The organism is Bradyrhizobium sp. USDA 3240 (assembly GCF_054063295.1).
Genome location: NZ_JBSSGD010000002.1, coordinates 518,831 through 542,941 on the forward strand (window position 1 = coordinate 518,831; position 24,111 = coordinate 542,941).

The 24,111-nt window shown below is 58.1% G+C and carries 19 protein-coding genes; 6 read left to right on the forward strand and 13 right to left on the reverse strand.

Going from position 1 to position 24,111, the window contains the following annotated elements; genetic code table 11:
• Positions 1 to 66 precede the first annotated feature (66 nt).
• From ACVIGA_RS03065 to ACVIGA_RS03080, 4 genes are all read right to left on the reverse strand, one after another.
• Positions 67 to 1,458, reverse strand: a complete 1,392-nt coding sequence (locus ACVIGA_RS03065) for a hypothetical protein (RefSeq protein ID WP_456665247.1) — start codon at positions 1,456 to 1,458, stop codon at positions 67 to 69.
• A complete protein-coding gene (locus tag ACVIGA_RS03070) occupies positions 1,455 to 1,676 on the reverse strand; it encodes a hypothetical protein (RefSeq protein WP_456665248.1) in 222 nt (73 codons plus the stop codon). Before ACVIGA_RS03070 ends, ACVIGA_RS03065 begins: the two co-directional genes overlap by 4 nt.
• Positions 1,677 to 1,691: 15 nt before the next feature.
• Positions 1,692 to 2,489 (reverse strand): SAM-dependent methyltransferase, encoded by a 798-nt coding sequence (locus ACVIGA_RS03075; RefSeq protein ID WP_456665249.1) that lies wholly within the window; start codon positions 2,487 to 2,489, stop codon positions 1,692 to 1,694.
• A gap of 1,121 nt (positions 2,490 to 3,610) precedes the next feature.
• Entirely contained in the window at positions 3,611 to 4,603 is a 993-nt protein-coding gene (locus tag ACVIGA_RS03080) for a hypothetical protein (protein WP_456665250.1), read from the reverse strand.
• Between the two features lie 966 nt (positions 4,604 to 5,569).
• On the opposite strand from ACVIGA_RS03080, the gene ACVIGA_RS03085 reads away from it, so the two are divergent.
• Entirely contained in the window at positions 5,570 to 7,420 is a 1,851-nt protein-coding gene (locus ACVIGA_RS03085; RefSeq protein WP_456665251.1) for a patatin-like phospholipase family protein, read from the forward strand.
• Between the two features lie 77 nt (positions 7,421 to 7,497).
• Here the strand turns inward: ACVIGA_RS03085 and ACVIGA_RS03090 are convergent, their stop codons facing one another.
• The 4 genes from ACVIGA_RS03090 to ACVIGA_RS03105 form a co-directional block, all read right to left on the reverse strand.
• Complete coding sequence (locus tag ACVIGA_RS03090; protein ID WP_456665252.1) at positions 7,498 to 8,373, reverse strand: hypothetical protein; 876 nt, start codon at positions 8,371 to 8,373, stop codon at positions 7,498 to 7,500.
• 12 nt (positions 8,374 to 8,385) lie between these two features.
• Positions 8,386 to 9,480, reverse strand: a complete 1,095-nt coding sequence (locus tag ACVIGA_RS03095) for a hypothetical protein (protein WP_456665253.1) — start codon at positions 9,478 to 9,480, stop codon at positions 8,386 to 8,388.
• Between the two features lie 462 nt (positions 9,481 to 9,942).
• Positions 9,943 to 10,083: a hypothetical protein gene (locus ACVIGA_RS03100; RefSeq protein WP_456665254.1), complete on the reverse strand. Its 141-nt coding sequence runs from the start codon at positions 10,081 to 10,083 to the stop codon at positions 9,943 to 9,945.
• A gap of 195 nt (positions 10,084 to 10,278) precedes the next feature.
• A complete protein-coding gene (locus ACVIGA_RS03105) occupies positions 10,279 to 10,887 on the reverse strand; it encodes a tyrosine-type recombinase/integrase (protein WP_456665255.1) in 609 nt (202 codons plus the stop codon).
• Positions 10,888 to 11,266: 379 nt separating this feature from the next.
• Here ACVIGA_RS03105 and ACVIGA_RS03110 point away from each other — a divergent pair, with 379 nt between their 5' ends.
• Positions 11,267 to 11,866: a glycosyltransferase family 32 protein gene (locus ACVIGA_RS03110; RefSeq protein ID WP_456665256.1), complete on the forward strand. Its 600-nt coding sequence runs from the start codon at positions 11,267 to 11,269 to the stop codon at positions 11,864 to 11,866.
• Positions 11,867 to 12,035: 169 nt separating this feature from the next.
• On the opposite strand, the gene ACVIGA_RS03115 is transcribed toward ACVIGA_RS03110, so the two are convergent.
• The 3 genes from ACVIGA_RS03115 to ACVIGA_RS03125 all read right to left on the reverse strand — a co-directional run bounded on the left by ACVIGA_RS03115 (position 12,036) and on the right by ACVIGA_RS03125 (position 15,025).
• The gene (locus tag ACVIGA_RS03115; RefSeq protein WP_456665257.1) at positions 12,036 to 13,610 is read right to left on the reverse strand and encodes an MBL fold metallo-hydrolase; all 1,575 of its coding nucleotides are present in this window, start codon (positions 13,608 to 13,610) and stop codon (positions 12,036 to 12,038) included.
• An 852-nt stretch (positions 13,611 to 14,462) separates the two neighbouring features.
• Complete coding sequence (locus tag ACVIGA_RS03120; protein WP_456665258.1) at positions 14,463 to 14,837, reverse strand: hypothetical protein; 375 nt, start codon at positions 14,835 to 14,837, stop codon at positions 14,463 to 14,465.
• 38 nt (positions 14,838 to 14,875) lie between these two features.
• Entirely contained in the window at positions 14,876 to 15,025 is a 150-nt protein-coding gene (locus ACVIGA_RS03125) for a hypothetical protein (protein ID WP_456665259.1), read from the reverse strand.
• 402 nt (positions 15,026 to 15,427) lie between these two features.
• Here ACVIGA_RS03125 and ACVIGA_RS03130 point away from each other — a divergent pair, with 402 nt between their 5' ends.
• Positions 15,428 to 16,966, forward strand: coding sequence for a hypothetical protein (locus ACVIGA_RS03130; RefSeq protein ID WP_456665260.1), 1,539 nt, complete (start codon positions 15,428 to 15,430; stop codon positions 16,964 to 16,966).
• 615 nt (positions 16,967 to 17,581) lie between these two features.
• Here ACVIGA_RS03130 and ACVIGA_RS03135 read toward each other — a convergent pair.
• Together ACVIGA_RS03135 and ACVIGA_RS03140 are read right to left on the reverse strand one after the other, a co-directional pair.
• A complete protein-coding gene (locus tag ACVIGA_RS03135; RefSeq protein WP_456665261.1) occupies positions 17,582 to 17,968 on the reverse strand; it encodes a hypothetical protein in 387 nt (128 codons plus the stop codon).
• A 164-nt stretch (positions 17,969 to 18,132) separates the two neighbouring features.
• Positions 18,133 to 18,945, reverse strand: a complete 813-nt coding sequence (locus ACVIGA_RS03140; RefSeq protein WP_456665262.1) for a PD-(D/E)XK nuclease domain-containing protein — start codon at positions 18,943 to 18,945, stop codon at positions 18,133 to 18,135.
• A 659-nt stretch (positions 18,946 to 19,604) separates the two neighbouring features.
• Between ACVIGA_RS03140 and ACVIGA_RS03145 the strand changes: the two genes are divergently transcribed.
• The 3 genes from ACVIGA_RS03145 (at position 19,605) to ACVIGA_RS03155 (ending at position 24,022) form a co-directional block, all read left to right on the forward strand.
• On the forward strand, positions 19,605 to 20,816 hold the full coding sequence (locus tag ACVIGA_RS03145) for a patatin-like phospholipase family protein (RefSeq protein WP_456665263.1): 1,212 nt from the start codon (positions 19,605 to 19,607) through the stop codon (positions 20,814 to 20,816).
• A gap of 315 nt (positions 20,817 to 21,131) precedes the next feature.
• On the forward strand, positions 21,132 to 22,205 hold the full coding sequence (locus ACVIGA_RS03150; RefSeq protein WP_456665264.1) for a ComEC/Rec2 family competence protein: 1,074 nt from the start codon (positions 21,132 to 21,134) through the stop codon (positions 22,203 to 22,205).
• Between the two features lie 467 nt (positions 22,206 to 22,672).
• Complete coding sequence (locus tag ACVIGA_RS03155) at positions 22,673 to 24,022, forward strand: hypothetical protein (RefSeq protein ID WP_456665265.1); 1,350 nt, start codon at positions 22,673 to 22,675, stop codon at positions 24,020 to 24,022.
• The last annotated feature ends 89 nt before the right edge of the window (positions 24,023 to 24,111 follow it).

Below are 24,111 nucleotides of genomic sequence, written 5' to 3' on the forward strand. Positions count from 1 at the left end.
AGGGCTGCGATGGCTTGTTGCACCGTCGTTAGCCAAAAGTGACGTCCGCTCGTCGTCAACGCAACGCTATGATTTGAACAAGAGCGCCAAAAACAGCGTGATCAGCGGCGGCACGACGCCAACAAACAGGCGAAATGCCGCATCGAGCAACGAGTCGAGCGTGGACTGCTTCTGCTCGTAGCTTTTGGTCAGCTGAGCGATTGGAAATGCTTTCTGGTAGGCGTCATTGAACCTTCCATAGATCACTTCGCCAGAAACCCACACCGTGCCGAAGCGACTGATCAGATTTACGAAGCCTCGCTTCTTTCGAAGATTTTGCCTTACCTGAGTCGTGAACCGGTAAGTAAAAGCGAAGATACAAAGCCCAAAGACGAGAGACACGGCTAGTTTTACGTATGGCTCCAGCGGCCATATTTTGAGAGCAGCCAGGGCGAGCAGAGAAGCAAGCGAAACCGCCAAAATAAAATTCCAAATCCCGGGCCGTAACTGCTTCCGAGCGCTATCGAGATCGGCCTCGAGTATGGCGTTCACGCGCTGTAGGGAAAACAGCTGCATGACCGGGACCTCAGCCAGGAGCATCAGCTGGAAAAGGTCGCCGTGAACCAGCTCTTCCACGGTCGTACCCGGCTTAGGATGGTGGAAGGGCACCTCCGCATGTATCTCGACCGCGCTCGCGCGCGAAACCAGGATGACACCATAGTCATATTGCAGCAAATTGGTCTTGAAGGCTTGCTCGACTTCATGGTCCGAGATGGTCTGATCGAAAAGGCGGTACCGATTGTTGATCAGAACGATCTCACGCCCGCGGTCCTTTCGGAGGCCCGCGGCGTTATCCGTTCCCGCGACGGAGGATGCATATAGGAACGGATAGCAGAACGGCGGATCAGCGTTCGCAGTTGCCCTTACTGGAAATAGACCGGCGTATTCCTTCTTGAATTCGGTCAAGTATTCTCGTGCAAGTTCGGAAGCCTGCTTGAAGTGTTTTTTCTTCACAAGCAGACGGCCGCTGGCTGTGGGAGGATCAGTGAATTTGAAGAGGTCCAACGCTTGCAGCGCGTCGCGCGCGTTGACCGACCCAACCTCCATCCAGAACGCAACAGTGCCGACACCCAATCCCAAGAAGAGCGTAATGACCGCCCGGAATTTGGGTTGCTGAACTTTAAATTCCCCGTCTTTTTGAGATGCATAGAGATCGAACTCGTCGAGCGGCACCTCGACGGAAAAATGAATAACGTTGCGCCAAGCCGCCTGGGCCCTGTAGACGCTACCTCTCGCCTCTTCGAACTGCGCGACCCAATCGGCCGCACGTTCCCCCGGCTTGACGAGCTTGAAAGGTCCAGCGCCCTCCAAGCCCTTAAGCTCTCGAATATCGCTCCGGTAGCGAAATGGCAGCATTGCCGCCGCGAAGACGCCACGGTACGGCGTACCGGTGGCCTCGGGGTCGGCGACCCCTGTCAATTTTGGGCGGCCTTCCGTGACGCCATCCGCCTCGCGTCCGCAGTTGCCAGAAATCCGGCAATCTCATGCACAGGCAGTTGCACGACGGCCGACTGCTCGGCAGGCGACAGCAGCGCGAATTCGGGCATAGCGCTGATTTCGTTGACGAAATCTCCGGATTCCGAGAGCAACAGTTGTTTCGCTCTCGCTAGCACCAGCTCAAGTGAACCATTGATCATTGTAGCCTGCTTGTCTCAAAAAGCCGCGTCCCCCGCACAAGTAGGGTCGACCGGTGGAATGTACAACGTTGTCGCATAGGTTATCCCGGCAGCAGCAAGGCTCCAAGCACAAAGCGGCACAGTCAGGAAAATCGGCTCTGTGCCGGTCTGATCGAGATCGCAGAAGACGACGCGATGGTCAGCGGGATAGTGACCCAACAGTCTGCTCATGAGGGGCAGCAACGATGCAGCGTTCAACTCACGCTCGCCATTCGCGGTGTGCACGCGAAAGCTGCCGATTTGCGCGACAAGGGCCGGCCGCGACGGATCAATTGCAGCCGCGCCTTCGAGCAGCAAATCGGCCGCAATAACCTGGAAGCCTGCCGCTCCCACTGCAAGCGGCAATCGGGCGACGATGGAATCGACAAACGACAGGCCGGGCACAACGCGGGTCCGTAGGCCATATCTCGGCGCAGCTGCCAACATGAGCCGGACGGGCTCGTCGAGATACATCGGATGCCCGTAGGTTAGATACGCGATCGGACGCTCCTTCGCCGCCTTTTCCAATACATAGGCGGCCACATCAGCATAGATTTGCGACCGCTCTTTCCCCTCCTCGTACAGACGCTCAATGTTTGCATAGTCCAACCCGTTGCTCTCGAGAAAAAGGCGAAGCCCAGGACTCGGCAGCGTTGTGTATGAAACGAGCTGACTCAGGATCGAGAAGGCTTCCAGCGTCACGTCCCGGGCCGGCAGAATTCCGCACCCGACGATGTACAGGTCGGCGGCGTCTATCGGCGGGACGCCTGCCGGAGCAGGACGACTTTGCGGCATGACAGCACTCCTCGAAGTTGCGCCGGCCTTGGTTCTGCAGAATGCCGGCTCGACAAATCTGCAGTCCGGAGCACAGCCATAGTACACGATCAATATACGCAATCGTGGCCTACGGCGAGGACCTCCCGATCCCGTATCGCCGGACGCGGGCTTCATTCGCCCCCTTCCGTTCGGTGGCTTGAATCTTCCGTTCGGTGGCTTGAATCATGGCTCGGCTGTCAGGCTCAACTCGTCACTATCACCCGGAAGCGGACCTATTATGCTCACCTTGAGTTTTGTCGTTGATGACCGAAGCAGACACGAGACCGCACTTGGGAACTGTGATGACCAAGTTAAATCAACAGGGGGACGCTCGACGCGTGGCGGCGAAATCACGGAGCGGGCTTCGGTCGTCCAGTCTTCCTATCAAAGATCATCCCGTTTGGGCTTAGCAATTCCCAGCGAGAATAGCCGCCGTTCCCTTGCCAATAGCAGGTGTAACTGTAGCCGGCTTTCCGCTGCACGTCAGTCAGCGGTGGCGGCGCCACCTTAAGACAATCGGGCAGACACGGGTCAACCTGCGGGATGGGCGGAGCGGCCGCGGCTGGAGGAGACGGGTCGCCTCCCCGCGCTTGTTCTCGCCTATCATAGGCAAAGACCCATACATACGAGAAGGTCGTCGTCGAAAATGCTCCCACCCTTAGTTCCCAGACCGGCGCGGTCATCGAATAGCATCTGGCGCCCCTGACATCTGGCAGATGATTTATTCCACCAAGACCATCTATGTACCAAACTGCCGCATTTGCTGGCGCCCCGGTCATGGTCTGAAACATCCGCAAGCAGATCACCTGCTGGATATTGTACCCCGTGGCTAAAGTGAGAACGTTGTCCTTGCAGGCAGAAAAGGTCTCCGCCACTGCGGCACAAATTCCACCCAGCAAGATGACAATCGCAAAGATCGATGAGAGCGTCCGCTTAATTATCGTCATGCCATTTTGTCTCAATGAGCGCCTGTGCGGATGTCTGTGGGCAGACGCTTGGGCGCGGCAATCGCATTCATAGGAGCCGCGGACTACACGGGATTCGCAATGAACTCCCCTCATTCGCGAGATTCGTCGGATCTCGAGCTCGTAGCTGGCGGCCTACTGAACCGATTTGATCGAAAAGTTCGCGGTGGCCTTGGACGCAATATCGCTCTTCGGGATCGGGACACCGACCGATCCGGGTGGGCACTGCTTGAAATCGTAGTCGATATCGTAGCTGATCACCTTGCCATCTGCAGCATCGACGAAGCCGATCGTTCCAGAAATCGGAAACGTCCGCTTATCCTCCGAAATCGCGTCGGAAAGCAGGTGATATTTGTCGTTTGCGTTCAGGTCACCGTCGACGGTCGCCACAGTGTGAAACGCAACGATGTAGTTCACGGGCCAGGTTTCCAGAACCGCACCGAATGCTTTTCGCGGGGCCACCGGGGTCGATATTGCCTTCTGCCTCGTAACGGTCTGCGCATAGGAATTCGTATCGATCGTCCCCGTCGTGGCGGTGTCCGTGACCTGTACATTTCCGCCGAGAGTTACGACATCGTAGATCTTCACCGAAAAGTTCAGCTGCTCCGACTGGGCGTGCGAGACCGTTTGACTGACTGCGACACTCGACGATCGTTGGAAGGATACCTGCAAGTTTTCGGAATCGGTGAACGTCTGTGTCGTCGAGCAATTTGCCCACGCAGTGGTCGATGTTGTGAGTTGGTTGGGCAATTCAGTTGCGACCGGCGGATCGAACTGCAGGTCTTGCCTTTTGACGATTCTCAGAGTGGAAGCAGTCAGCTGGACGCTATCGGTCTGCTGTCGGGTCTCCCAGCAGTGTACCTTGATGGGACGATCGCCCGGACCGACCTCAGTGCACATGTGCAGCACTTGAACTGTATGGGTCCACGGAACGTTGCCAAGCGGCTGCAGAAGCTTCCTTACCGTATCCCCTGCATCGGTCGTCGTCGTGGACGTGGGTCCGGAGCCTGGCGACTGTGCCGAAACCTGCGTGATTTGGCCAATGGCACAAACTACACCGGCGGTCCACGCAATATGCCTGAAAGCTTGCTTCCCACGAGCCCCGAATATGTCAAATCGACGCTTCATTTGGAATCTCCTTAGGCATGGCTCCGCATTGTCGCGCCCTGGCGCGACCGGAAACAATCCAGCAATGAATGAAGGTCCTGCCCGATGAAATAAAACATTGTCGCCTGCAATCGCCGACATGTTGCCAGCCGCACCGCGATAACTCTTCGTTGCGATACTATACACGCACTATCTCTTGTTGCAATCCCCTCCTCCAAACCGACCGGCTTCGAGCCGAATGAAACAAGTGCAACGCAGCTCGTCGCATAGAAGCAGCCAATCACGCACGACACACTTCGATCGTGACCAGGATTCATTCGCATCTGTGCTCTGGCTTGAAGCAGAGTGTGCGTTCGCGCATCACGCGCTGAATGCCGCGACGCGCCGACGACCAACCAATCGAACCGACCACGCTTGGCGAACCGGTATGCGCCGAGCCAATTTCCTCCCGGCCAACACATTGTTACACTGTCGAAGGCCGCCTCTTCGGCTGGCAGTCGGCGAGCCTACGCACGGCAAAGATGCGATGGGTCGGCCGGTTACGAGCGCGCTCAAACATGAAGTATCCTTTCGGCAAACACGATCGCCAAAAATGGCAATCGCAATGCCGCGCCTCACAAGGCGGCTAAGAGCGAAGCGGTCAAATCCGCAATGGAGGCAGGCCGTAGGCGGGCGCCGTTGGGATTTGACAGCGAGCGCCGCCTTGTATGGAAACGGCAGAGCGTGCGATTGCCATCCGGCGGGAGCGAACGGCCATCGTCGATGTGGGCCGCACGACCGCGCGCGTCTCAACGCAGCGCAGCCTCGCTTCAGGCGGCTTAAAGCCAAGCCCTCAGGAAAGCACTGGTCCGCACGCGGTCGAGTTTGCTGCGTTGCGGCTACCTCACCTGGAGTAGAGTGCCGTAGTTGTCACGACTTGAAGTCGGGCAGCGGCATCGGTAGATTCGGAAAAAAGCAGCGCCTTGCCGCCTCTCAGGAGCCATGACGATGCAGGATCTGGGCGATCGGATCGGGCTGGCGCTATCCGGCGGAGGATTTCGAGCGACCCTATTTCATCTTGGCGTCGTTCGATTGCTTTTCGAAGTTGGTCAGCTGAAATTCGTCAAACTGGTAAGCGCCGTCTCGGGGGGCAGCATCTTGGCGGCTCACCTCGTTCTCAACTGGGAAAAGTACACGGGCTCGAAAGAGGAGTTCGACTCGGCGGCCGGCGACGTTCTGGATTTCGTCCAGGCCGATATCCGCGGACAGGTGCTTCGGCGATGGATACTCGGTTGCGCGACGGTGGCGCCCCGCTTCCTGCTCCCCAAGAAATGGCAATGGTCGCTGGTCAATCTGTTGCAACGACAATACGCGCGGCTTTTTCGGGTGCCGGTTGTGAACGCTCAGGCAACTGTCGCCACACCGTCAACCAAGCCGGCTCCTGACAGCGATGCCACCAAACCTGTTGGTATCACGACATATCGCGAAGCGACGATAAGGGATCTTCGCGGCGCTCGCCCGGCCGTGCGCTTCAATTGCACCAGCCTGACGACGGGGGATGCGTACTATTTCGATCAAGCCGGCTTCGGCCGGTACAAGGAAGGCTTCATAGATCCGCCGATCCCAGCGCTCGGTTTGCGCCTGGCCTATGTCATTGCGGCGTCTTCGGCATTCCCGCCGCTGTTCCCGCCGGTTGAAATCTCATACAAAACGCTGACGTGCGATCAAACCGATTTCGAGCACGAGCACCGTCTCACAGACGGCGGCGTTTATGACAATTTGGGAATCGAAGCCCTACTTGCGAAGTACCGGGATGGCGAGCCCGCGGCGGCACAACAGATATCGCTCGGGAGCATTGTCATCAGCGACGCCGAAGGCAATTTCGACTCGGATTTTGATACGAGATACTCGTTTCCCGTAAACCGCAACGTGAGGGCCAGCGACCTTCTTATGAAGCGGGTAAGCGTGTTTCAGCTCGCCGACCTTGAGCGGAATGTAGAGGGCGCCGCCAAGGCAGAGATCCCGTTCGTCAGGGTCAAAATCAGGGAAGAAATTCGCGATCTGGATGACAAGACGGTGCTCGAGCCGGAAGCTCAACGCGCCTTGATCAATGTCAGGACCGACCTGGATCGCTTTACGCCTGATGAAATCACGGCGCTCATCGCACACGGGTATAGCAAAGCGCGCGAAGCGTTGATTGACAAGAAGCTGCTCGGGACGGATGCGCCGAAATTCAGCTGGGACCCGCTTGGAAACTGGAGCATGGTGAAGCCGCTCCCCGGCGGCGCATTCCAGCAATCGCGCGAACGGAAGTGGCGATTGTGGTCGGCGGGCGATGTCGCGAGTTGGTTGAGCGCATTGTATGCGCTTTTCATTTGCGTTCTGCTTGTTGCACCAACTTTGGTGCTTGCCGTGCAATTCTCCAACGCCGCGAAAGAGGCCGCCGAAGCAGCGCAAGCCGCGGCTACGGCGAAGGCCGCAAGGGCAGCCGCGCAGACGGAGCTGATAAGTGGTGCAATCTCTCAAATCCAAAACGTCGTCGCGTCGATGAGCCGCGGGTGCCCAGGCGGTGCCTATGGCATGCCCCCGGCGAATTGGGGCAATCTGCAGTCGCACGGAAACAAGGCCGTCGCAGCGCTCAACGCGGCGCAATTGGCCATGGCGAAAGCTCAGCCATCGGAAGCCTTGCAGCAGATCAATACTGCCAAAAGCGAGCTGGACGCTTTGGTCGATGGCGCGCAACAGAGTTGCTCTGGGGGCGGCCACGGACAAGATCCCGTCGCCTATAGCGGGTATCTATCGACCAGGACCACGGTGAAGGGGAATCTGGACGAGTTGAAGCGCTTTCTCGGAGACTAGAGTTCGGCTCAGGCTCCTGGGGTCGCTCCGCGGGGGCAACTCTGTCCCGCCCCCGGAAGGCCCGTACGGGGTCCTAGCTAGGGAAATCGCCAGGGATTGGGCGGCGGATCGGTCTCCCAGGGGGTCGTAAACGGCGGGAGCGGTTGCGGCGATCGCTTCTTTGTCAGAGCCAGGGCGGTCAGGAACTGGCCGGCATGGTAGAGGACAGCGGCGTGAGCCAGATCATGCGGTTGATTGGCTTCCGCCTCCTTTGCTTGCATCATCTGTTTTCGATATTCGCTGCGGTGCAGTGCACGCACTTCCTTTTCGAAATCCAGTTTCTTCTGCTCCGAGCCGAAGAGTTCATAGAGCGATTTGCCGTCGTTCACGATCTGGTAGCCGTTGGGCAGGGTGTCGAATGGCTTCGTTACCTTCTTGAGGTGATCGAACTGAACCGATCGTGGCCGGTGCCAGGATTCGAAAAACGAAGGATGCACAAAATCGCTGACGGCGATGCCGTCGATTTCGTATTCCTCGCTCTCGACAGCATCGCACATTTCATACGCGTAGAGCTTACCGTCGACACCCTGCGCCCAAAGCTGCGCTCCGGGATCAATCAGCATCTCCAGCAGTTCGTGAGATGCCGTGGTGCTGACCTTCTGACTGGCAGCCAGCGTGGTCTTGACGAAGACCTTCGATATCGGCTGACCGTCCTTGGTGATGTCATGATAACCGAGTGCGTCGGCGGCGTCCGCGTCATCGAGGAAGACGATTTGCCATTCGTCAGTCTTTGGTTCGTTCGTGACATACAGTTTGGCCGGATATCCCCAGATCGGCACGAAGTGCTGATCCAGTTGCTTCTGCAGCGCAGCAACCAACTTGTCGAGATTCACACCGAGAGGCGCGGCGGCCTTGTTGACGAAAGCGATTGTTGGAAATCGATCTTGATTAAACGCAGCTGCTTTGATGGCCATGACTTGCTCCCGTTACCGAGATAAAATGAATTGAACTTCCCTATTCTTGATCTGATCCAAACTGCTGACCGCGATGTCCTCGGCCACGGTTCGTACGCGCGCCGTTACAGCCGATCCGACCACCGTTGTTGGCTTTCGGGGGCCCCCTCCGGCGAAACGGGCCGGGGCTGACGGAAACAGATAGCTGTGAAGCGCCGTCGAACTGACGGCCCCGGGCGGCTCCAATGCCAATGCTACATACACCTTGTGCGTATCGGTCCGCCGGACCAACCCCGTGAGCGACGCATCGCCAACCTGGAAGCCGCTTCCCACAGGCGAGAAGGTGACCTGGGGTGTTCCAGAAAGATCGACAGTGGTTGTGAAGGTCAGCTTGTCGGTGAAGGTCGGGGCGGCAAGCGCGGCGTTGCTCGACTTCGATCCGTCGGACGCTGCGATATTCGCAAAGACATTCAGGTCGAGGAAGGTTTTCAGGGTCTCGTCAACGCCGATCCGTCCTGCGACAGGATAGACGTAGTTCTCGCCGACGAGTTGCGCCTTCCCGCAATAGGGAACGTCGAATTGCTTTGCGTTCAAGTTCACCAGCAAGTCCCCCAACGTATCGGTCAGGGTGAAAAGTCGCTGGTTCTGCCGTTCCCGGTTGGCATTGCCCGTGACACCGAGTGCGAGCTTGTTGGCCCACGGGCCCACCAGATTGACGGTAGAGCCGATGTTGTTCGTCTCATCGCCAGTGAGATCGAAACTGTAGGCGATCGCGGTGGTATATATCATTGTGAGATAGGCGCGTCGCTCGGCCTCCAGCGGCCCTGCGAGCATGCTGGGCCTGAAACTGCTGATATCCTCCCCGCCATCCCCGTAGCGCGCCAAAAGCTGTTGCGCTTGCGGGTCTCCGGCAATGTATTGGCTGCCTTCAGCGAGGTTCTTGATGTAGGTGACCACACGCTCCCGCGCGGCTGCCCGGGTCTCGCAGCGGATTTGCCGCGCGATCGCATAAGTCGAAACGCCCGTCACATCATCGGGCACTGGCTTGATCGCACAGCCGGTCAGAACCAATATCGTCCCAAGCGAAGCAAAGCTCCGCCCTGGGCTGAAAATGCGCCCCCGCGTCATGAAATTGCTCCCTCAAATGCGGGCGAACATAGCGAACGGCGCACGTTCTGGCTGTACCAGAAATGTCACAACTTAATGTTTTATTAATCTTTGCGCTAGCGGCTACCGAGCACCCTCTCCGGCTTCGGGGCTTATCGGGCGAATAATTTGGCCCAAGTTTCCCGGAGCCCGGCACCACTCGTCAGCGAGTGAGTCAGTTCGCGCGCGCTGCGATCACTGCGTGACGAAACATGGAAACTGGATGGCCGCGCTCACTCTGAACGTCCGGGAAAGCTGATGGTGGTGACCTGAATGGCCTGGACGTGGTGATAGCACTAGCCTTCCCGAGTCGAGAGCTGCCGCACCTCATTTAAGGCTTTGAGAAACGCCGGAGGGTCTTCCACTTCGTCGAAGCACTCCGGTCGCTCCCTTACCATTTCCGTCCTCCAAGGACCCTGCCCTTCGGCTTGGGCAGAGCGGCCTTCATGCGGTCGCGGTCGGTGTGCAGAGGGTATCTATCTTGTCGAGCATTCGCTGCAGCAAGGCTTCGGCCGAGCTGGTTGGAATCCCGGCGCGCTGGAGAGTCAGGATCTCCTTGCGCTGGCGGCTAACCTGCACGCGCATGCGCTCGATCTCCGAACGGACGAATTCGACTGTGGGTATCTATTTAACTTCAATGGCTTAGCAAGCCATAAAGGATCAAAACAAGAACGTAGAGTCAAGCCCGGAATTGACCGGATGACCGGCTAAAGCAATTCGTCTGCGGACGTAGTCAGGTCTCCAACGAGCACGGCCCGCTAGGGCGCATCGACGGCGCGATTACAGCATTCGTGGCCCGCGCCACATGCGACTGGCGAACGCTCGTTCGTCCGGACCGCAGACATCGCAATAGATGACTGTCGATTTCGGCGAGGCATGGCCGAGCCAGCGCCGGATTAATTGCTGCGGTACGAGACTGGTGGTCGCGTTGACACCGAAGCCGTGCCGGAGGCCTTTTGGCATTGCCGCCGGACCGAAGACATGCGCTCTCGCCATCACTTCCTTGACGCGGCGCCAGGCCGTGGTCCGGCTCCATCGCCACAGCCGCGTCGTGGCATGTGACGGGTCGCGCTGACGGAGGCGGATGTTGAAGGCGTGGTTGAGCTTGACAATCAGGGCGCGCGGCAGAGGAACCCGCCGTACAGCACCGGGCTTTCGACGCTCCAAGGTATGAATGGTGACAGCGCAACAGTCCAAATCGATCGCGACAGGTGTGAGAGCGAGGATTTCGGAGATGCGTACGCCGCTGAGAGAAAGCGTGAGGCAGCAGAGAAAGACTTCGGTTGTGGACTTCGCAGCCGCTTTCGCAAAGCGCTTTCGGTCGGCGGCATTCAGGTATTTGCGGGCGCCAGAGGGGCTATAAAGGCTGGATGCACCGCTGGGCTGCATGGGACACCTCTGCTGAAACAGAATGACCTGTAGTGTTTCAGCACGAGAAATCCCCTAACAATCTGCGAAGATAATCCAATCGGCGGAAAACTCACTTTAGATTCTACCGGCTTTCTGCAGCGAATATCAAGGTCCTTCTGCCACTCTGAAACACTATAGGTCATTCGGTTTCGCGGCAGAAGCGAACGGCAACCGCAGGCCACCGTCTTCCTACGCGCGTCGTATCAGTACGAGCTGCGCGCAAAGCGCGGGCAATATTCTCAAGTTAGTGTTCTATCTCGACCTCTGGCTAAGGCCTCGCAAGCGCTATCGCATACCAGCACATGCACCACCGCTTCGGCCATCACGGGCGGCCCACCGGATTCCACGTGTCGTTTGGTTGACCAACTACACGGCCGACGTGACGCTGTCGGTCTATGTCAATTACCTGTTCAATCGCTGCATGGCGCCGACGCATGAATTCCGCTTTTGCAGTGACGTGGAATGCGAGGCGTTTGTGAGGAGCCAGCATCCGGAACACATCGAGACCTACCTCAGTTTGCGGATTGGCGCGGCGCGAACGGATTTCTGGCGTGTTCTTGTGTTGCTCGCTCATGGTGGCGTTTACGTCGACATCGACGCGGCATTTTGTTGGCCGCCCGAGTTAATGCTTAGCGTGGATCAGTCCGAACTCTTCGTGCTGACGAAGGATGACAAGCTGACGAACTATTTTCTCGCCGCCGAACCAACGCATCCCGTGCTGGCTAAGATCGCCACGAAAATCGCGGAGAATATCACATCGGGGACAATGACGAGCATCTATGACATGACCGGCCCCACAGTGGTCGATCTAATCGCAGGTGGCATCCTCGTCCGCGCCGAGCCGTTCCGATTGGTTTGCCTCGCCCTAAAAGGTTACTGGGCACGCGAGGAAGAGAAAGGTCCGAACGTCGTGAGGCGACGGCTAAAGCCGGCGATACCGACGGTCACACCTAAGTAAGATAACTGACCTCCTTTGCGAACGAGTGGCTGCCACTGCCGTTGCGCGGCGAAATCAACGGTCAAGGAATGGTTGCTGGTCAGCGCTGCGGGATCGCCGCCTTGGGCCGCGGCTAACTCACGCGGGCTGTTTGTCGGTTGCGGTTGTATCTTCTCCCATCGGCAATCGGTCACCAGTTCGATACGCTGATCAGCCAACGTTCCTTATTTAGGTGATCAGGTCCGCTGATCTCGCTCATGCGGCTCGCCTCCCGCTCCGATACGACGTGGAGTTCTTTCTTTGCTGCCTTGGATGTCTCCCGAACGGCAGCGGAAGGGCGTTTTTTGCTCTCATCGTCCTGCGCATTGACGGTCACAAAATGTCGAGCCTTCCCGGCAAACGTCAGCAACTCCGCATTGAAATTGTCTTCAGCGCCGTGGTGCGGAACCATCAGGTGCCCGGTAGAACCAGACGCGAAGCTGAACGCATCCTTCCATTCCTCCATGCGAGCTTTTGCCTTGAGTTTAGCGTCACCTGTCAGCAACCAGCCTGCCGGCTGTTGGCCAGGCGCAGCGCCAAAGCCTCGCCGTACTTGCGAACCCGCATAGAGCGAAAGCGATGTCTGGTTCGAGTCAAGTGAGGCAAAGATCGATTTAACCCCCATTATGCCATCCTTGGTCTGCAACTGGCCCGACAATCGATCATTAAAGCCATCTTCGTCGGGCGCCAGGCCGACGACCTGCTTCGCTACATTGCTCAATTCAGCATGGTTCTCGCGCCATTCATAAGCATATGGCAGGAACCACCAGTCGGCCCACACGTCGTTCGCCACAACGCCGCAGACCGTGCCATACGCAGCGTTCGCCACTCGAATTTTGGTCTCGGGATCTACCTGCTCGGCAAGCTGGGTTCCGTCCCGGTTCACAAAGACAGGGGTCAGCACATCTGGCAATCCAGACACCGGGGGTCGCCCACGCGGCGGCGCAGGTGGCGGATCGAGTACAGGATCGGCGGGATTGCCACCGCCGTCGAGCCGTTTTGGCATCTGAAAGATGACGCGCTTAACGCCTCTTGAAGCGAAGAAATGAACCGGCCTAATTACGACCTCCATCAGCTCCGCCGTGCAATTGTTCTCCGATACTGCCTTGGCGAGGACTGCGAACGAGGCCTCCGGCGACATGTAGGGAATAATGACGGTGTGCACGCGTATGGGCGTCGCACGGCTTCGGCTGAGCAGATAATCGAGGCCCGAGACATGATCCGCATCGAAGTGCGAGGCAAACAGGAGGTCGATATCCCTGTCGCGCACCCTATCGGGCGTAAGACGCGCCGCGTATTGATCCACCCTCTCCTTCAATAACTCCTTCTTTGTCCAGGACCCGCAATCGTAGACCCAGCGCAGTAGCGGGTCTTGCGTGCCGAGCACCCCGGTATGGAAACAACCATGGCCAACGGCTTCCTGCCGGACCAGCGCGAAAGGAACAACGAGCAAAGGTTCAGTGGCGTCTCTGGCGGCCACACGGAGAGCGTCGCTCCGCTGTAGCTCTTCGCGGAAGAATTTCAGTTCCTCGCAAAAAATAGCCTCGACCTTCTCCTTACCCAAGCGGGCCTCGGCTTGCCTCTTGTTCGCCAACAGCGTTCGCACAAGCTGTCCTTGCGTCGGCATCGGAATGTTGTTCCAGGCTTGCTCAAACCACTCAGGCGCGCATCCACCACTGTGACCGATATCGAAGAGAGCGCGGAACGTCGAATTGAGGCGATCCATGGAAATCCCCGTTCACGTTTCAAAACTGCTACAAGGACGTGTTTTGCGAGCGATGCCGTTAGTTTGCCCCGACGCAGCTGCGTGCGACTTGCCGGCAATCCAGCGCTCCCCTCACGACTTTCAACGGGCTCATCCACCGTCATCTCGCAGCGGCGGGTCGCCGTTCGAAGCCCGCAATGCGCCGCCTATCGAGTACCGAGGCCAACTCCTCGAAGCAGGCGAGCGCTTGGGCTGGAACAGTGACCGGACAGCCGCCCCGGTCGACTTAGCAGTCTAACATCCCCATCCTGATTGCATCAGCGCGCGCAGCAACCGCCGTGAAATGCTGCGCCGCGCGAACCGCCCTACGGCGCTCTGGATCGTTCGTGTTGATATCGGGATCGTTTATCAATCGCTGAAGGCGCGCCCGACGCCACGCCTGGACGCGGCGAAGCCGCGCCAGCATCGGCTCGCCATCAGAGCGCTGCAAAACTCTCGTGTTCTTATCGGGCATGACCCAGTCTCTACCTAAGGGCGAAGCTAGCCCATTTCACCCGACTTGTCTCCTAGGATCCGATAGTGGAAGCCGCGCTTCAGAACGTCCCGGCGAATTTCGTCGCTTACGGCCCGACGGCCTGCTTCGTCTTGCGCCAGTTTCCGCGTAAGTCCGGCGGGATTATATCTCCGCGCGGAACGACCAAGAGCCGCTTCCTGCCACTCAAATAGACATCAAACATCCAACACCTCAAACAACGACAGCGTAGTCCTCTGTAAACAGCATTTGGTGGCGTTGAAACAACACTCATCACCAAATCCCGCCGCCTACAGCTGAGAGTGACTAAGATTGAGATTTCATCGCAGTGGCCTGCACTTCTAGCCGCGCTCATGTGAAAACGCCCTTGCCGGAAATCCGACAAGGGCGTTGTGCAGCCGGATAAAGCTCCAACTGCGGAACCCGACCATCCTGCGCGATCCGCCTCGACCCCGCTGCGGCCGTTTGGCAGCCCGCGCCGGTTTCGGCGCCTCCGGCCGCGGCGCCTCCTCCTTCGCCTCCGCGAGGATCACGGCGATCACGCTTTCCGGCTCGGTCACAAGGAGTTTGCTTTGCTCTGCGCCGGCGAGATCGTCCCATTTCAAGCGGGTCTTGTAAGGCTTCGCAGGTTTGAAGCTCTCTGTCGGCTCGAACAGCTCGACCTTGAAGTTGATCGTTTTGCTGACAGCCACGTTGTCCTCGGCGAACAGGTGCAACCCGTGCTCCGCGGCAAATTTCTGTGGCGCCTGCTCTGTCAGAACGATGTCGCGCGATCGAGCAGCACGACGCGACCCTTGTACTCTTTGCCCGGCTTGAACTCAGGATTGGCAGCGGGATCGAATGTCCCGACGAATGCGACGTGTTCGATAGGCACGAGCCTTTTTCCGATTGTAATGGCCTTCATAGAACCCTCCTTTGTTGAGATTTGCGATGTCCCGAGCTTTGCAGAAAGGGCACGCGAAGAGCACCGGAAGGATCGGGACTTGATGCGGAGATTGCGGGAATGTCTTGTAGTTGGCGCCGCGGCGCATTTACGCCAACGCACATTCCACCGAGACCCTCGGCCTACCGAGCTCTGTTCCGCCGACTGGGCCACCTGGAGCCGCGCTGGAGTATGCACCTGTACCCAAGGCAAGCGGATCAGCGGCCGGGCCAGATGCAAGCTCCTCCGTCTGAGGGCGAGAGAGCTTTGCTGTGCATAACTGCGCCCCCAGGGTGCAACTCGGCAGGATAGTTGAGGCAACACTGATACAATCTGAAGTCGATTATAGACAAATCGCTTGTCACGCCATTTCGGAGAGACGCATTGTTTGCCTGGTCCGGGAAGCGTCCCGCCATACACAACCAAATTCTGTTCCGTACTTTTCGAGGAATGGCCGGAGCGGCACTGGTGGGCTGTCTCCTGCTAGCCGCGTTCCCCGCGCATGCCGATCCGGCAACCACGTCGGCTCCCGCCGCGAGCGAAAAGACAACGGGAACAAAGGCAGGCAACACCGGGACTGGCGAGCCGCCCGCCACGGAAGCAACGGGTCCGCAGGGATCAGCCAGCACCGAGGACGCAGCGAAAGCCAAGCGTAAAGCGGTCGCCGACTGTGCCGGCGGCGAGGTGTTCAGAACACTTGCCAACACGGCGAATAGCCCAGCAATCATTTACAACGCAAATCTGGTGCCGGCGGGAAGCTCGGTCGATTTCGGGCTTGCGACCACCCTCGATGTCGACAGCCCCTACTTCGCGCTGCTGACCGTTGACGATACCAAACCGCGCGATAGTGACCGTCATGGCGCACGCGCGCGAAAAGCGAGCGATACCGACGACCTGGTCGCCAAGCACCTGCTCTCGGCAGGCGACACGATTGTCTCGGTCGATGTACCGGCAAGCGCCGCCGGGTTCTGGACCCGGCAGAATCTTTACATCTATCAATGCGATCATCGGCGACCGGTTAATGTGTCGTATCTCCCGGTGTATGTGAGCCCGATGGCGACCAGCATTCTGCTGACCGTCACCATCGTGGGGATCGTTTATTTTCTCGCGGCAAGCGCGCTCGCTCGACTGACAGGTCAGTCGTTCCCTTGGCCCCAGGCCGTCAATCCAATCCGCATCACTGCCGGCGCGGACAATCGAGGCAGCCTCTCAGCCTTCCAGGTGTTCTTCTTCAGCATTCTGGTCTTTGGAATGCTGGCCTTTGTGCTGCTGCGCACCGGCGTCCTATCTGATCTTTCGACCACGATCCTCGAATTGCTTGGCATCTCCGGCGTGGGCGCCGCTGCGGCCAAAGGCGCCGATTCCTCCAAAACCAGCCTTGATCCAGCCAACCGCGCCTGGCTCTTGAGCAAGGACTGGTATGCGAGTGCCAGCCCGCAACCTGCAAACCAGCCAACTTTTTACGATCTCATCTCGAGTGATGGTGGCTTCGACGTCTATCGGTTCCAAAGCTTGCTCTTCAGCGGGACGGTAGGCATTGCGCTCTTGATCGGCGGCATCACTCAGCTCGCATCATTCACCGTCCCGCAGAACATCCTCGGAATTCTCGGTCTTAGCCAGATTGTCTATATTGCCGGCAAGCTGGTCTCGACCAACGGAACCTCGGATCTCAACACCGTGTTAAGCGACGTTCGCAACGCCGAAGCCGAATTTCGCGAGGCGGCGCTAGCTGCCCCGCCAGCAGGAGGTGCAGCGGTCGCCGCCCCGGCCAATCTTCAAGAAGCGATTGATCGCGCGAGACCTGCCTACACAAAATATCGCGAAAAGGTGCGGGCCGCAGCACGGCTGTTCGAGCAGGTGACGGGTATCACGGTCGGCGACAGCAAGATCGAGCCTGGGCTCGGCGGTGGGGTAACAGGTTAGACGTCTCGACCACTCTGAGTGATCAATCAGATAACGTGCGCTTCAGCGTTGCTGGCTCGAGGCCGTCGCCAAAGATGCACAAACCGCACGCCGATCTTGTCCAGCCTGTCGCGTTCACCGAACGGAACGCCATTGAACTTGGGCTGGCGGACTTCGATGAGGGCTTCAATGAACTCGTGCATCAGCCGGTGATGAGTCGGACAGAGCCAGCACGACTCCTGTATCGGAGCCGTCTCCCCCGCGTCGAATTGGAGCGCCAGCGGGAATATGTGATCGGCTTCAGTAATGCATTCACACTGAGCGCAAATCGCGCACGGACAACGTGGGCCGGGATCAAACCGAGCCGTGCCGCCGCTGTCCATAAGTGGCGGCGATTGCGACGGCTTTCATGAGCCTGCCGTCCTTCCGTCCAAACATCCGCGGCCAACATGGCCCCACCCTCCAGCTGCCGTCCTTCGATAGCTTCCGTGAGCGACGGGAGTGCCATGCCAACGACCCAATCACACAGAACAGATACCAGCCATCGCGGCGAAACAAATTCCGGGCCTCCAACCGTACAACACTTGCAAAGTCCAGCACCAGTTGCACACCAACGATCCGCAGCACTATCCGGTCCTACGGCCGGCTTAAGCAGAACAGATGCTCGGCGGGATAGCCAACTTCGGCATGCGCCCAAACCTCGATGATCGGCAATTCCAAAGCCTCACTCGCAAGGCGGTTGATCCGCTCGAATGTTCGCGCAAGGTCACCATCTCCGTAGATCAGAAAGATCGCCCGCTCATAACCTACGATTCTTCGAAACAGCGAGAGCGTCTCAATATCTTTCCGTATTCCACGTAGGCTTGCCTCTCGCGATTTGACCTCTATGATCGTGTGATTGCGGACCATGTCTCCCGGTCCGTGAACGAGCAGATCGGGCTTCGCGCGGCTCGCCCCGAGTTGAGACAGGTGAGGATGCGCAGCCTTGTCGACTTCTCCGTTGATCCGAAACGAGCCCGTCATCCGGCCAACGCATGCGCATATGGTGATATAGTTCGTAACAATAGACGCGCTCGCGATATACCGGTCTGCCGCCGTAGACAGGAAGACGAAAATCTCAGCGCAGGTGAACATATTGCTGGCGCGTCGAAGCGGGCTAAGGTCCGACGAATCCCCAAAATTCGGCCTCACCTCGGCACAATCATCACGCAGACATCCATCCTGTCTTCGCGGACACCTAGATCGTTCTCGACTCCGCGAGGGTTTGAGATGCGAGCCGATGGGTCATAGATAATACAGAAAAGCCGACGGCACATGGGGTGCTGTCTATACTTTGCGATATCAACGATAAGCTGCTCCCCAAGCTGCTTCGTGGACAGACTGGAACGCGTCATCTTGATCTCGACCACCGCCTCGACTTCCGGCAGTAGGAAGTCCATGCGTGACCCGCCCCCGGCATATGTCGGAGACCATTCTTCTCTCCGAATATCGTCGAAGTAGATCGCCAGGAGAGCGTGGATCAGATCCTGAACATCATACTCGTCCACGACATCCAGCGTTGACCGGTCTTCGCGCCTGTGGCGGAGTTGGCGTATTACGATGTGGAGGCGCTCTGCTAACTTTACGACGGTATCCGAGTCTTTCACGCCAGCGGCTTTGGCGGCCAGTGCCGCCGTCTTCAGTGCGAGTGGATGGCGCTTTACGCGCGAGACTGCGGCGCTAACCAGAACTTTGACACATTCAACACCATGATAAGATGGCGTACCAGTGAAGTTCGAGATGCTTTCGTTGTAGTCTGCAAGAAGCGGTTGGGAATGACGCCTGCCGTCGACAAACTTATCGTCGAAAAGATCTCTCAGTTCGAACGCAATCGCCAGAAAACGGGCATCGTCGCCTCGCGCAATGTGAATGCCGTCGCGTGTCTTTTGGAAACGCGACAAGATGCGTTCTAGCTCGCTCTCGTACTGCTGTAGAGCTGCGATCACTTCATCTTTCTGCATGCTACCCTCATCGTCACGATCAGCCTTCCAGTCTCGATCACTTTGGCGATGCGTTAAGCCCCTGGATCACATGATACACCGCCGTGAGTCGTCTTGCGGGCAGCTGGGGAGCTCGAGCCTTCTGTCGGCCTTGTAGTTGACTACCGAATTTTTGGCGATCTCGGTGATCTCGCCGTTGCCGTCCCGGGCGCATCAATTCGCAAAGGTCTTGAGTTCGACGAGCTTGGCCGCCAAGCCGCCCCCGGCAAACTGTGAAAAGGTGAGCGGCTCACCATGGACAACCCAAGGTTTTTCATGATCATATGGCACAGTTTGACGAAGCGCATTGTTGATTTTGGAGCACGAATAACTCGTTACCGCAGAGAATTGACGTTCGGTTGGATCGGCTTGCTGATTAGCGGCTCAACCGACCTATCTGACAAATTTTCTAGTTCAATCTGTTTCCGCCTCATCCGGACGACATGGGCTCATTCGACAATTGCAGCATCGCTATCAGGGTAAAGAGCCGCGACGCGAGCGACCTCTCCTACCGGGATACCGGCGAGAGGTTGGGCCGCGCTGGGAAGATCAACCATCCATTCCGGCACGGGAAATCGCAACCAATAGCCGGGCCGCGCTCACCTCACACCTTTGCTCGACAACCTACCGGTTGACGCCGCATGAATGACGACGCGCCCAAGATCGGATTGGCCCTCTCTGGGGGCGGTTCGCGAGCGATCGCTTTTCATCTCGGGTGTTTGCGGGCACTCAACCGGTTGGGCCTGCTCAATCGAATCTCCGTTCTGTCGACGGTTTCCGGAGGCAGCGTTATCGGTGCCTGCTTCCACGCGCACAACGGCGACTTTGCGTCCTTCGAAGCCAAGATCCGTGCAGTTTTGACGGCCGGGCTTGCAAAAGCCATGGCCAAGAAACTCTTCAGCCGCCTTGGCCTGCAAATCATGGGCTCGGCTCTGCTCGTTGGACTTGTTGCGTTCTGCGTTTTGGTGCTCCGGCTTTTGCTGACTGTGCTGCGCTGGCTGATGCCAGCTGAATTGACGCGGCACTTCGAGCGCGTGGAGATCCGGTCGCCACTGCATCGCTTCAGAAGCCGGACAAGCCTCTTGGAAGCCGTCCTTGATGACGTGCTGTTTCATGAGACGCGTTTGAGCCAGTTGCCGGCAACGCCCCAGTTTGTCATCAACGCAACCGAGCTTCGCACGGGGTCGGCCTTCCGCTTTAGCACAAAGCAATCGGGGTCCTGGCGATGGGGCAAACTGCACCGCAATGACGCGTCGCTTGCCCACGCAGTTGCCGCTTCGGCCGCCTACCCCTTGTTTCTTCCCGCCTTCGACGAGACATATGTGTTCGAGAAGAATGGGATGCTCACACCCGAACGTGTGATCCTGTCGGATGGCGGCATTTACGACAATCTCGGTCTTGGCTGCCTGTGGCCTGATCGCTCACCGGACGTCAGCTTGAACGTTGTGTCGGTCGATACGATCATTTGCTGCTCGGCCGGCTATGGCCTTCACCAGGAGCCACCGAGCCAGTTTTTCTTCGCGCGCCTGCTGAGCGTCTTCAGCACGCTGTTCGACCGCGCGCAAAACGCATCGATCCATCGCCTGCATGAGATCCAGCGTTTTGGTCAGATCAAGCACTTCATCTTCCCTTATCTCGGCCAGAGCGACCGGGCGCTGCCTAACCCACCGCCAGACCTGGTACGGCGCGAGGAGGCACATTGGTATCCGACCGACTTCAACGCCATGCCGCTAGACTGGATCGACCGGCTGGGCACGCGGGGCGAGCAGCTTACGTTGTGCTTGGCGCAAGCCTATCTCCCGCATTTGCTCACGCGCGCCAATGCCGACGTGCCATCAGCTGCGGCCCCTTAAGCGCGCCAGCTCCCTAGCCCGCGCCCGGCATATTTCCCCTGGCTTCCACAACTTGCGGTTCTACCGCGGGTTGCGTTGATGGGTGAAATGCGCCAAGGTCGCGCAGAGACAAATTCTCGTTCAGTTTTACACCAACACGGCGGCCTTCGGTGAGCGACGAGGTTGCCGGATGCATAGTCGGCGGGCCACCACCGGCGCAATTTTCCTGAAGGGTCCCAACGTGACCTAATGACCACACCTATTGCCTGACGACTCTTTGCGAAGTTCGGACTTGAGCCGACCGCCTACCGCTAGGCCGCTCCAGGAGATTGTTCTTTGCCGTATGAAATTGACTTTCTTCGCGTCGGCGACGGTAACGGTGACGCGATCATCATCAAATGGGGCGACACGAAAGACGGCCCTTATTCTCTCAACGTGATCGACGGTGGCTTCGCCGATACTGGCGACCAGATCATCAGCCATATCGAACGGTATCACACCAAGAATGCGATTATCGCGAATGTCGTACTCACCCACGCAGACAATGATCATGCCACTGGCTTGATTAAGGTCCTCGAACACCCTGCCTTTACGGTCGAAAATCTCTGGATCAATCGCCCTTGGGACTATGTAGACGATGTCATAGATCATTTTCACGGTGCCTATACACGCGACGGCTTGATCAAGAGAATGCGTGATATGCATCCGTACCTGGTGGAGATGGAAGCGATTGCGGCGAAGCGCGGCCTCGCCGTCAGAGCGCCTCTACAGGGTGCGAGCATCGGGCCCTTCACAGTGCTCGCGCCCAGCCGCGCGCGCTACATCCAGCTTATTCCAGACCTGGATAAGACCCCGCAGGCTTACAAGAGCGAGTTCGGCAGTGGCCTGTTGGGGACTTTTGGCAGCGCGCTGAAGGCGGTGGTTGACGGCATCAAAGAGGCGCTCGACGTCGAGACCTTGGACAACAATCCACCGGCAACGTCGGCTTCCAACGAGACGTCGGTTGTTCAGATGGCGATGTTCGGAGCCAAGCGTGTGTTGCTGACCGGTGACGTCGGGCCTGGAGGGCTCAATGAAGCTGCCGACTTTGCCGAGAAGCTCGGGCTAAGCCATAGTCCAGACCTGGTACAGATTCCGCACCATGGAAGTCGGCGCAATGTGACGCCCGCCGTGCTCGACCGCTGGCTCGGGTCCTTTCCCGCAGAGCGTCGGGGCGATGCAATTGCCTCGATCGGTGTCTCGAAGGCCGACTACCCTCGTAAGAAGGTTTCAAACGCCTTTATCCGCCGCGGCTACGACGTCTACCGAACGCAAGATGGCTGGATCAACTTTTATGACGGCTATGACCGGCGGCCAGACATGGGATATGCGAGCGCCATGCCGTTTTCGGAAGACGTCGAGGATGAATGAATGATGCGATTGCAGATCGGACGCCGAATTTCGTCGTCCTGCTTTGCGGCCGAGCTTCTGCGCGCCGTATCGTCTTGTTTGCGACGTTAGGCGATGATGCATCGAGTCGAACAGGACGTCGACTTTCAACAAGCTTGATTGGATATTTCAAGCTGATTTGCGCGGTGGTCTAGACGTAGCGAATGTAATCGCGAAGGCGCTTCTATCATCGGATCCGACGATCGGCTTGTCTGGTAGACTTTAGGGCTTACCTCATTATGCAAAACCGAACCCACGGCCAGTCTTCTTCGTCTTCGACCGTTCCGATCATGCAGACTCCCAGCGGATCCGCCGGGGGTGGACACCAGCATGGCGGAGGGGAACCAGTCCAACCTTACTGCAACCCTTTTCTCGTTTTTCAGCCTTTGCAGTCCAAAGATCCATCGGGACCGGTCGGCCGGGCACTTGGCAAGTCCGAGCTTCCCAAAATGTTATTTGGCGTGCTCGACCAAGCCGAAGTGTCTGACGACGGCAGTGTCTGGCTGATGTTTGGAACCGTCTCAGGCGATTGGCTGCAAGGACAGCTCGCACAGCAAGCCGTGGTCCCAAGCGATGAGGCGGGACGAACGCAATTCTTCGTCGCTATGCCGCTCTATCTACTCGAGATCCAGCTGTCGGCGAACGACGTTCTCGCGATCGGACGCCCAGGCGGCACCAGACTTCCCCCACCTCCGGGGCGGACTAAAAGAACCTTGGAACGTACCCTGCTGAACCTTGAAAGCAGATGGGTGAGGATCATACTGGCGGACGGTGGGCCGCCAGCCAATCTGTACGACAATCTTTTCGGAGCCCCGATCCCGGTTGGTGTTGGATCGATACGGCCACCGACGAAAGAACAGACGCGGTTCTTGGATGCTCTTGATCCGCTCGACAAGCTGTCCGACGCGAGTGAGGAGCAGATCGAAACTGCGCTCACATCCGCATCGCGCGTCAAGGAGATCGCGGTTTACGATGTCGGACAGGGCGCCGCCAATGGCCTGATCTCCGCGCATGAAGTTGTCTGCTATTTTGATTTCGGAGGCGGAGTAGCTGGCCATACACCGACATTTCCCACCGGCCTTCGTAGATTTTGCCAGTGCAACAGGCCACCGATCATCCTTTCACATTGGGATCACGATCACTGGTCGTCGCAGGGACGCGACAAACGCGTGCATGCCCAGACCTGGATCGTGCCGCGCCAGGCTAGCAACGGCAAGCGAGCTCCTCATCATTTGGCTTTGATCAGCGCCATCTTGAAGCGAGGAGCCATTTTGGTGTGGCCGTCGACATTGTACACGAAACGGATTGGGCAGCTCGAGATCAGCCTCTGCACGGGCAGCTCGAAAAATGCTTCCGGACTGTCGCTGACGGTTTATCCCCCGTCTACGGCCTCTGCCAAGCCTATCCTGATGCCAGCAGATGCCGGCTATAATGATCTCAGAGCGTATCTGGGCAGCGGCGCATATGACGCGGTGGTCTGTCCGCATCATGGCGGCCGGTCGAACTCGCCATCGGTTCCGACGCCGCCCTCCTCAGGATCATATCAACGGCTGATCTATTCGTACGGCACGCCGAACAGTTATGGCCATCCGTTGCCGGCGACCTTCACAAAGCATGACAGCGCGAAGTGGATCGACAGACGAGTCACACCACCGCCTGCTTCATTCATCGTGCGGAATACGGCCGACAGAACCGTCCCTCCAAATTTGGGCCATGTCGGCTTTGATTGGACAACGAGCACGTCGTTGACCGCGCTCGCGTGTGCCGCCGGCTCCGACCTGAACGTCCAACAGAAGTAGTGGATCGCGTTCGATAGAACGCATCTCGAGGCCGCGTCGACAGCCATCCGTCTGATCGAAAGTGGACGATTTGCCGTGTTCGGGTGACG

What these genes read in the sequence shown, in the direction of transcription:
- ACVIGA_RS03085 (WP_456665251.1), top strand. Translation starts at nt 5,570, where the DNA reads ATGCAGGATCTGGGCGATCGGATCGGGCTGGCGCTATCCGGCGGAGGA.
- ACVIGA_RS03125 (WP_456665259.1), bottom strand. Translation starts at nt 15,025, where the DNA reads ATGAAGGCCATTACAATCGGAAAAAGGCTCGTGCCTATCGAACACGTC.
- ACVIGA_RS03105 (WP_456665255.1), bottom strand. Translation starts at nt 10,887, where the DNA reads ATGCAGCCCAGCGGTGCATCCAGCCTTTATAGCCCCTCTGGCGCCCGC.
- ACVIGA_RS03155 (WP_456665265.1), top strand. Translation starts at nt 22,673, where the DNA reads ATGTTATTTGGCGTGCTCGACCAAGCCGAAGTGTCTGACGACGGCAGT.
- ACVIGA_RS03095 (WP_456665253.1), bottom strand. Translation starts at nt 9,480, where the DNA reads ATGACGCGGGGGCGCATTTTCAGCCCAGGGCGGAGCTTTGCTTCGCTT.
- ACVIGA_RS03070 (WP_456665248.1), bottom strand. Translation starts at nt 1,676, where the DNA reads ATGATCAATGGTTCACTTGAGCTGGTGCTAGCGAGAGCGAAACAACTG.
- ACVIGA_RS03080 (WP_456665250.1), bottom strand. Translation starts at nt 4,603, where the DNA reads ATGAAGCGTCGATTTGACATATTCGGGGCTCGTGGGAAGCAAGCTTTC.
- ACVIGA_RS03100 (WP_456665254.1), bottom strand. Translation starts at nt 10,083, where the DNA reads ATGCGCGTGCAGGTTAGCCGCCAGCGCAAGGAGATCCTGACTCTCCAG.
- ACVIGA_RS03075 (WP_456665249.1), bottom strand. Translation starts at nt 2,489, where the DNA reads ATGCCGCAAAGTCGTCCTGCTCCGGCAGGCGTCCCGCCGATAGACGCC.
- ACVIGA_RS03115 (WP_456665257.1), bottom strand. Translation starts at nt 13,610, where the DNA reads ATGGATCGCCTCAATTCGACGTTCCGCGCTCTCTTCGATATCGGTCAC.
- ACVIGA_RS03140 (WP_456665262.1), bottom strand. Translation starts at nt 18,945, where the DNA reads ATGCAGAAAGATGAAGTGATCGCAGCTCTACAGCAGTACGAGAGCGAG.
- ACVIGA_RS03135 (WP_456665261.1), bottom strand. Translation starts at nt 17,968, where the DNA reads ATGACGGGCTCGTTTCGGATCAACGGAGAAGTCGACAAGGCTGCGCAT.
- ACVIGA_RS03145 (WP_456665263.1), top strand. Translation starts at nt 19,605, where the DNA reads ATGAATGACGACGCGCCCAAGATCGGATTGGCCCTCTCTGGGGGCGGT.
- ACVIGA_RS03090 (WP_456665252.1), bottom strand. Translation starts at nt 8,373, where the DNA reads ATGGCCATCAAAGCAGCTGCGTTTAATCAAGATCGATTTCCAACAATC.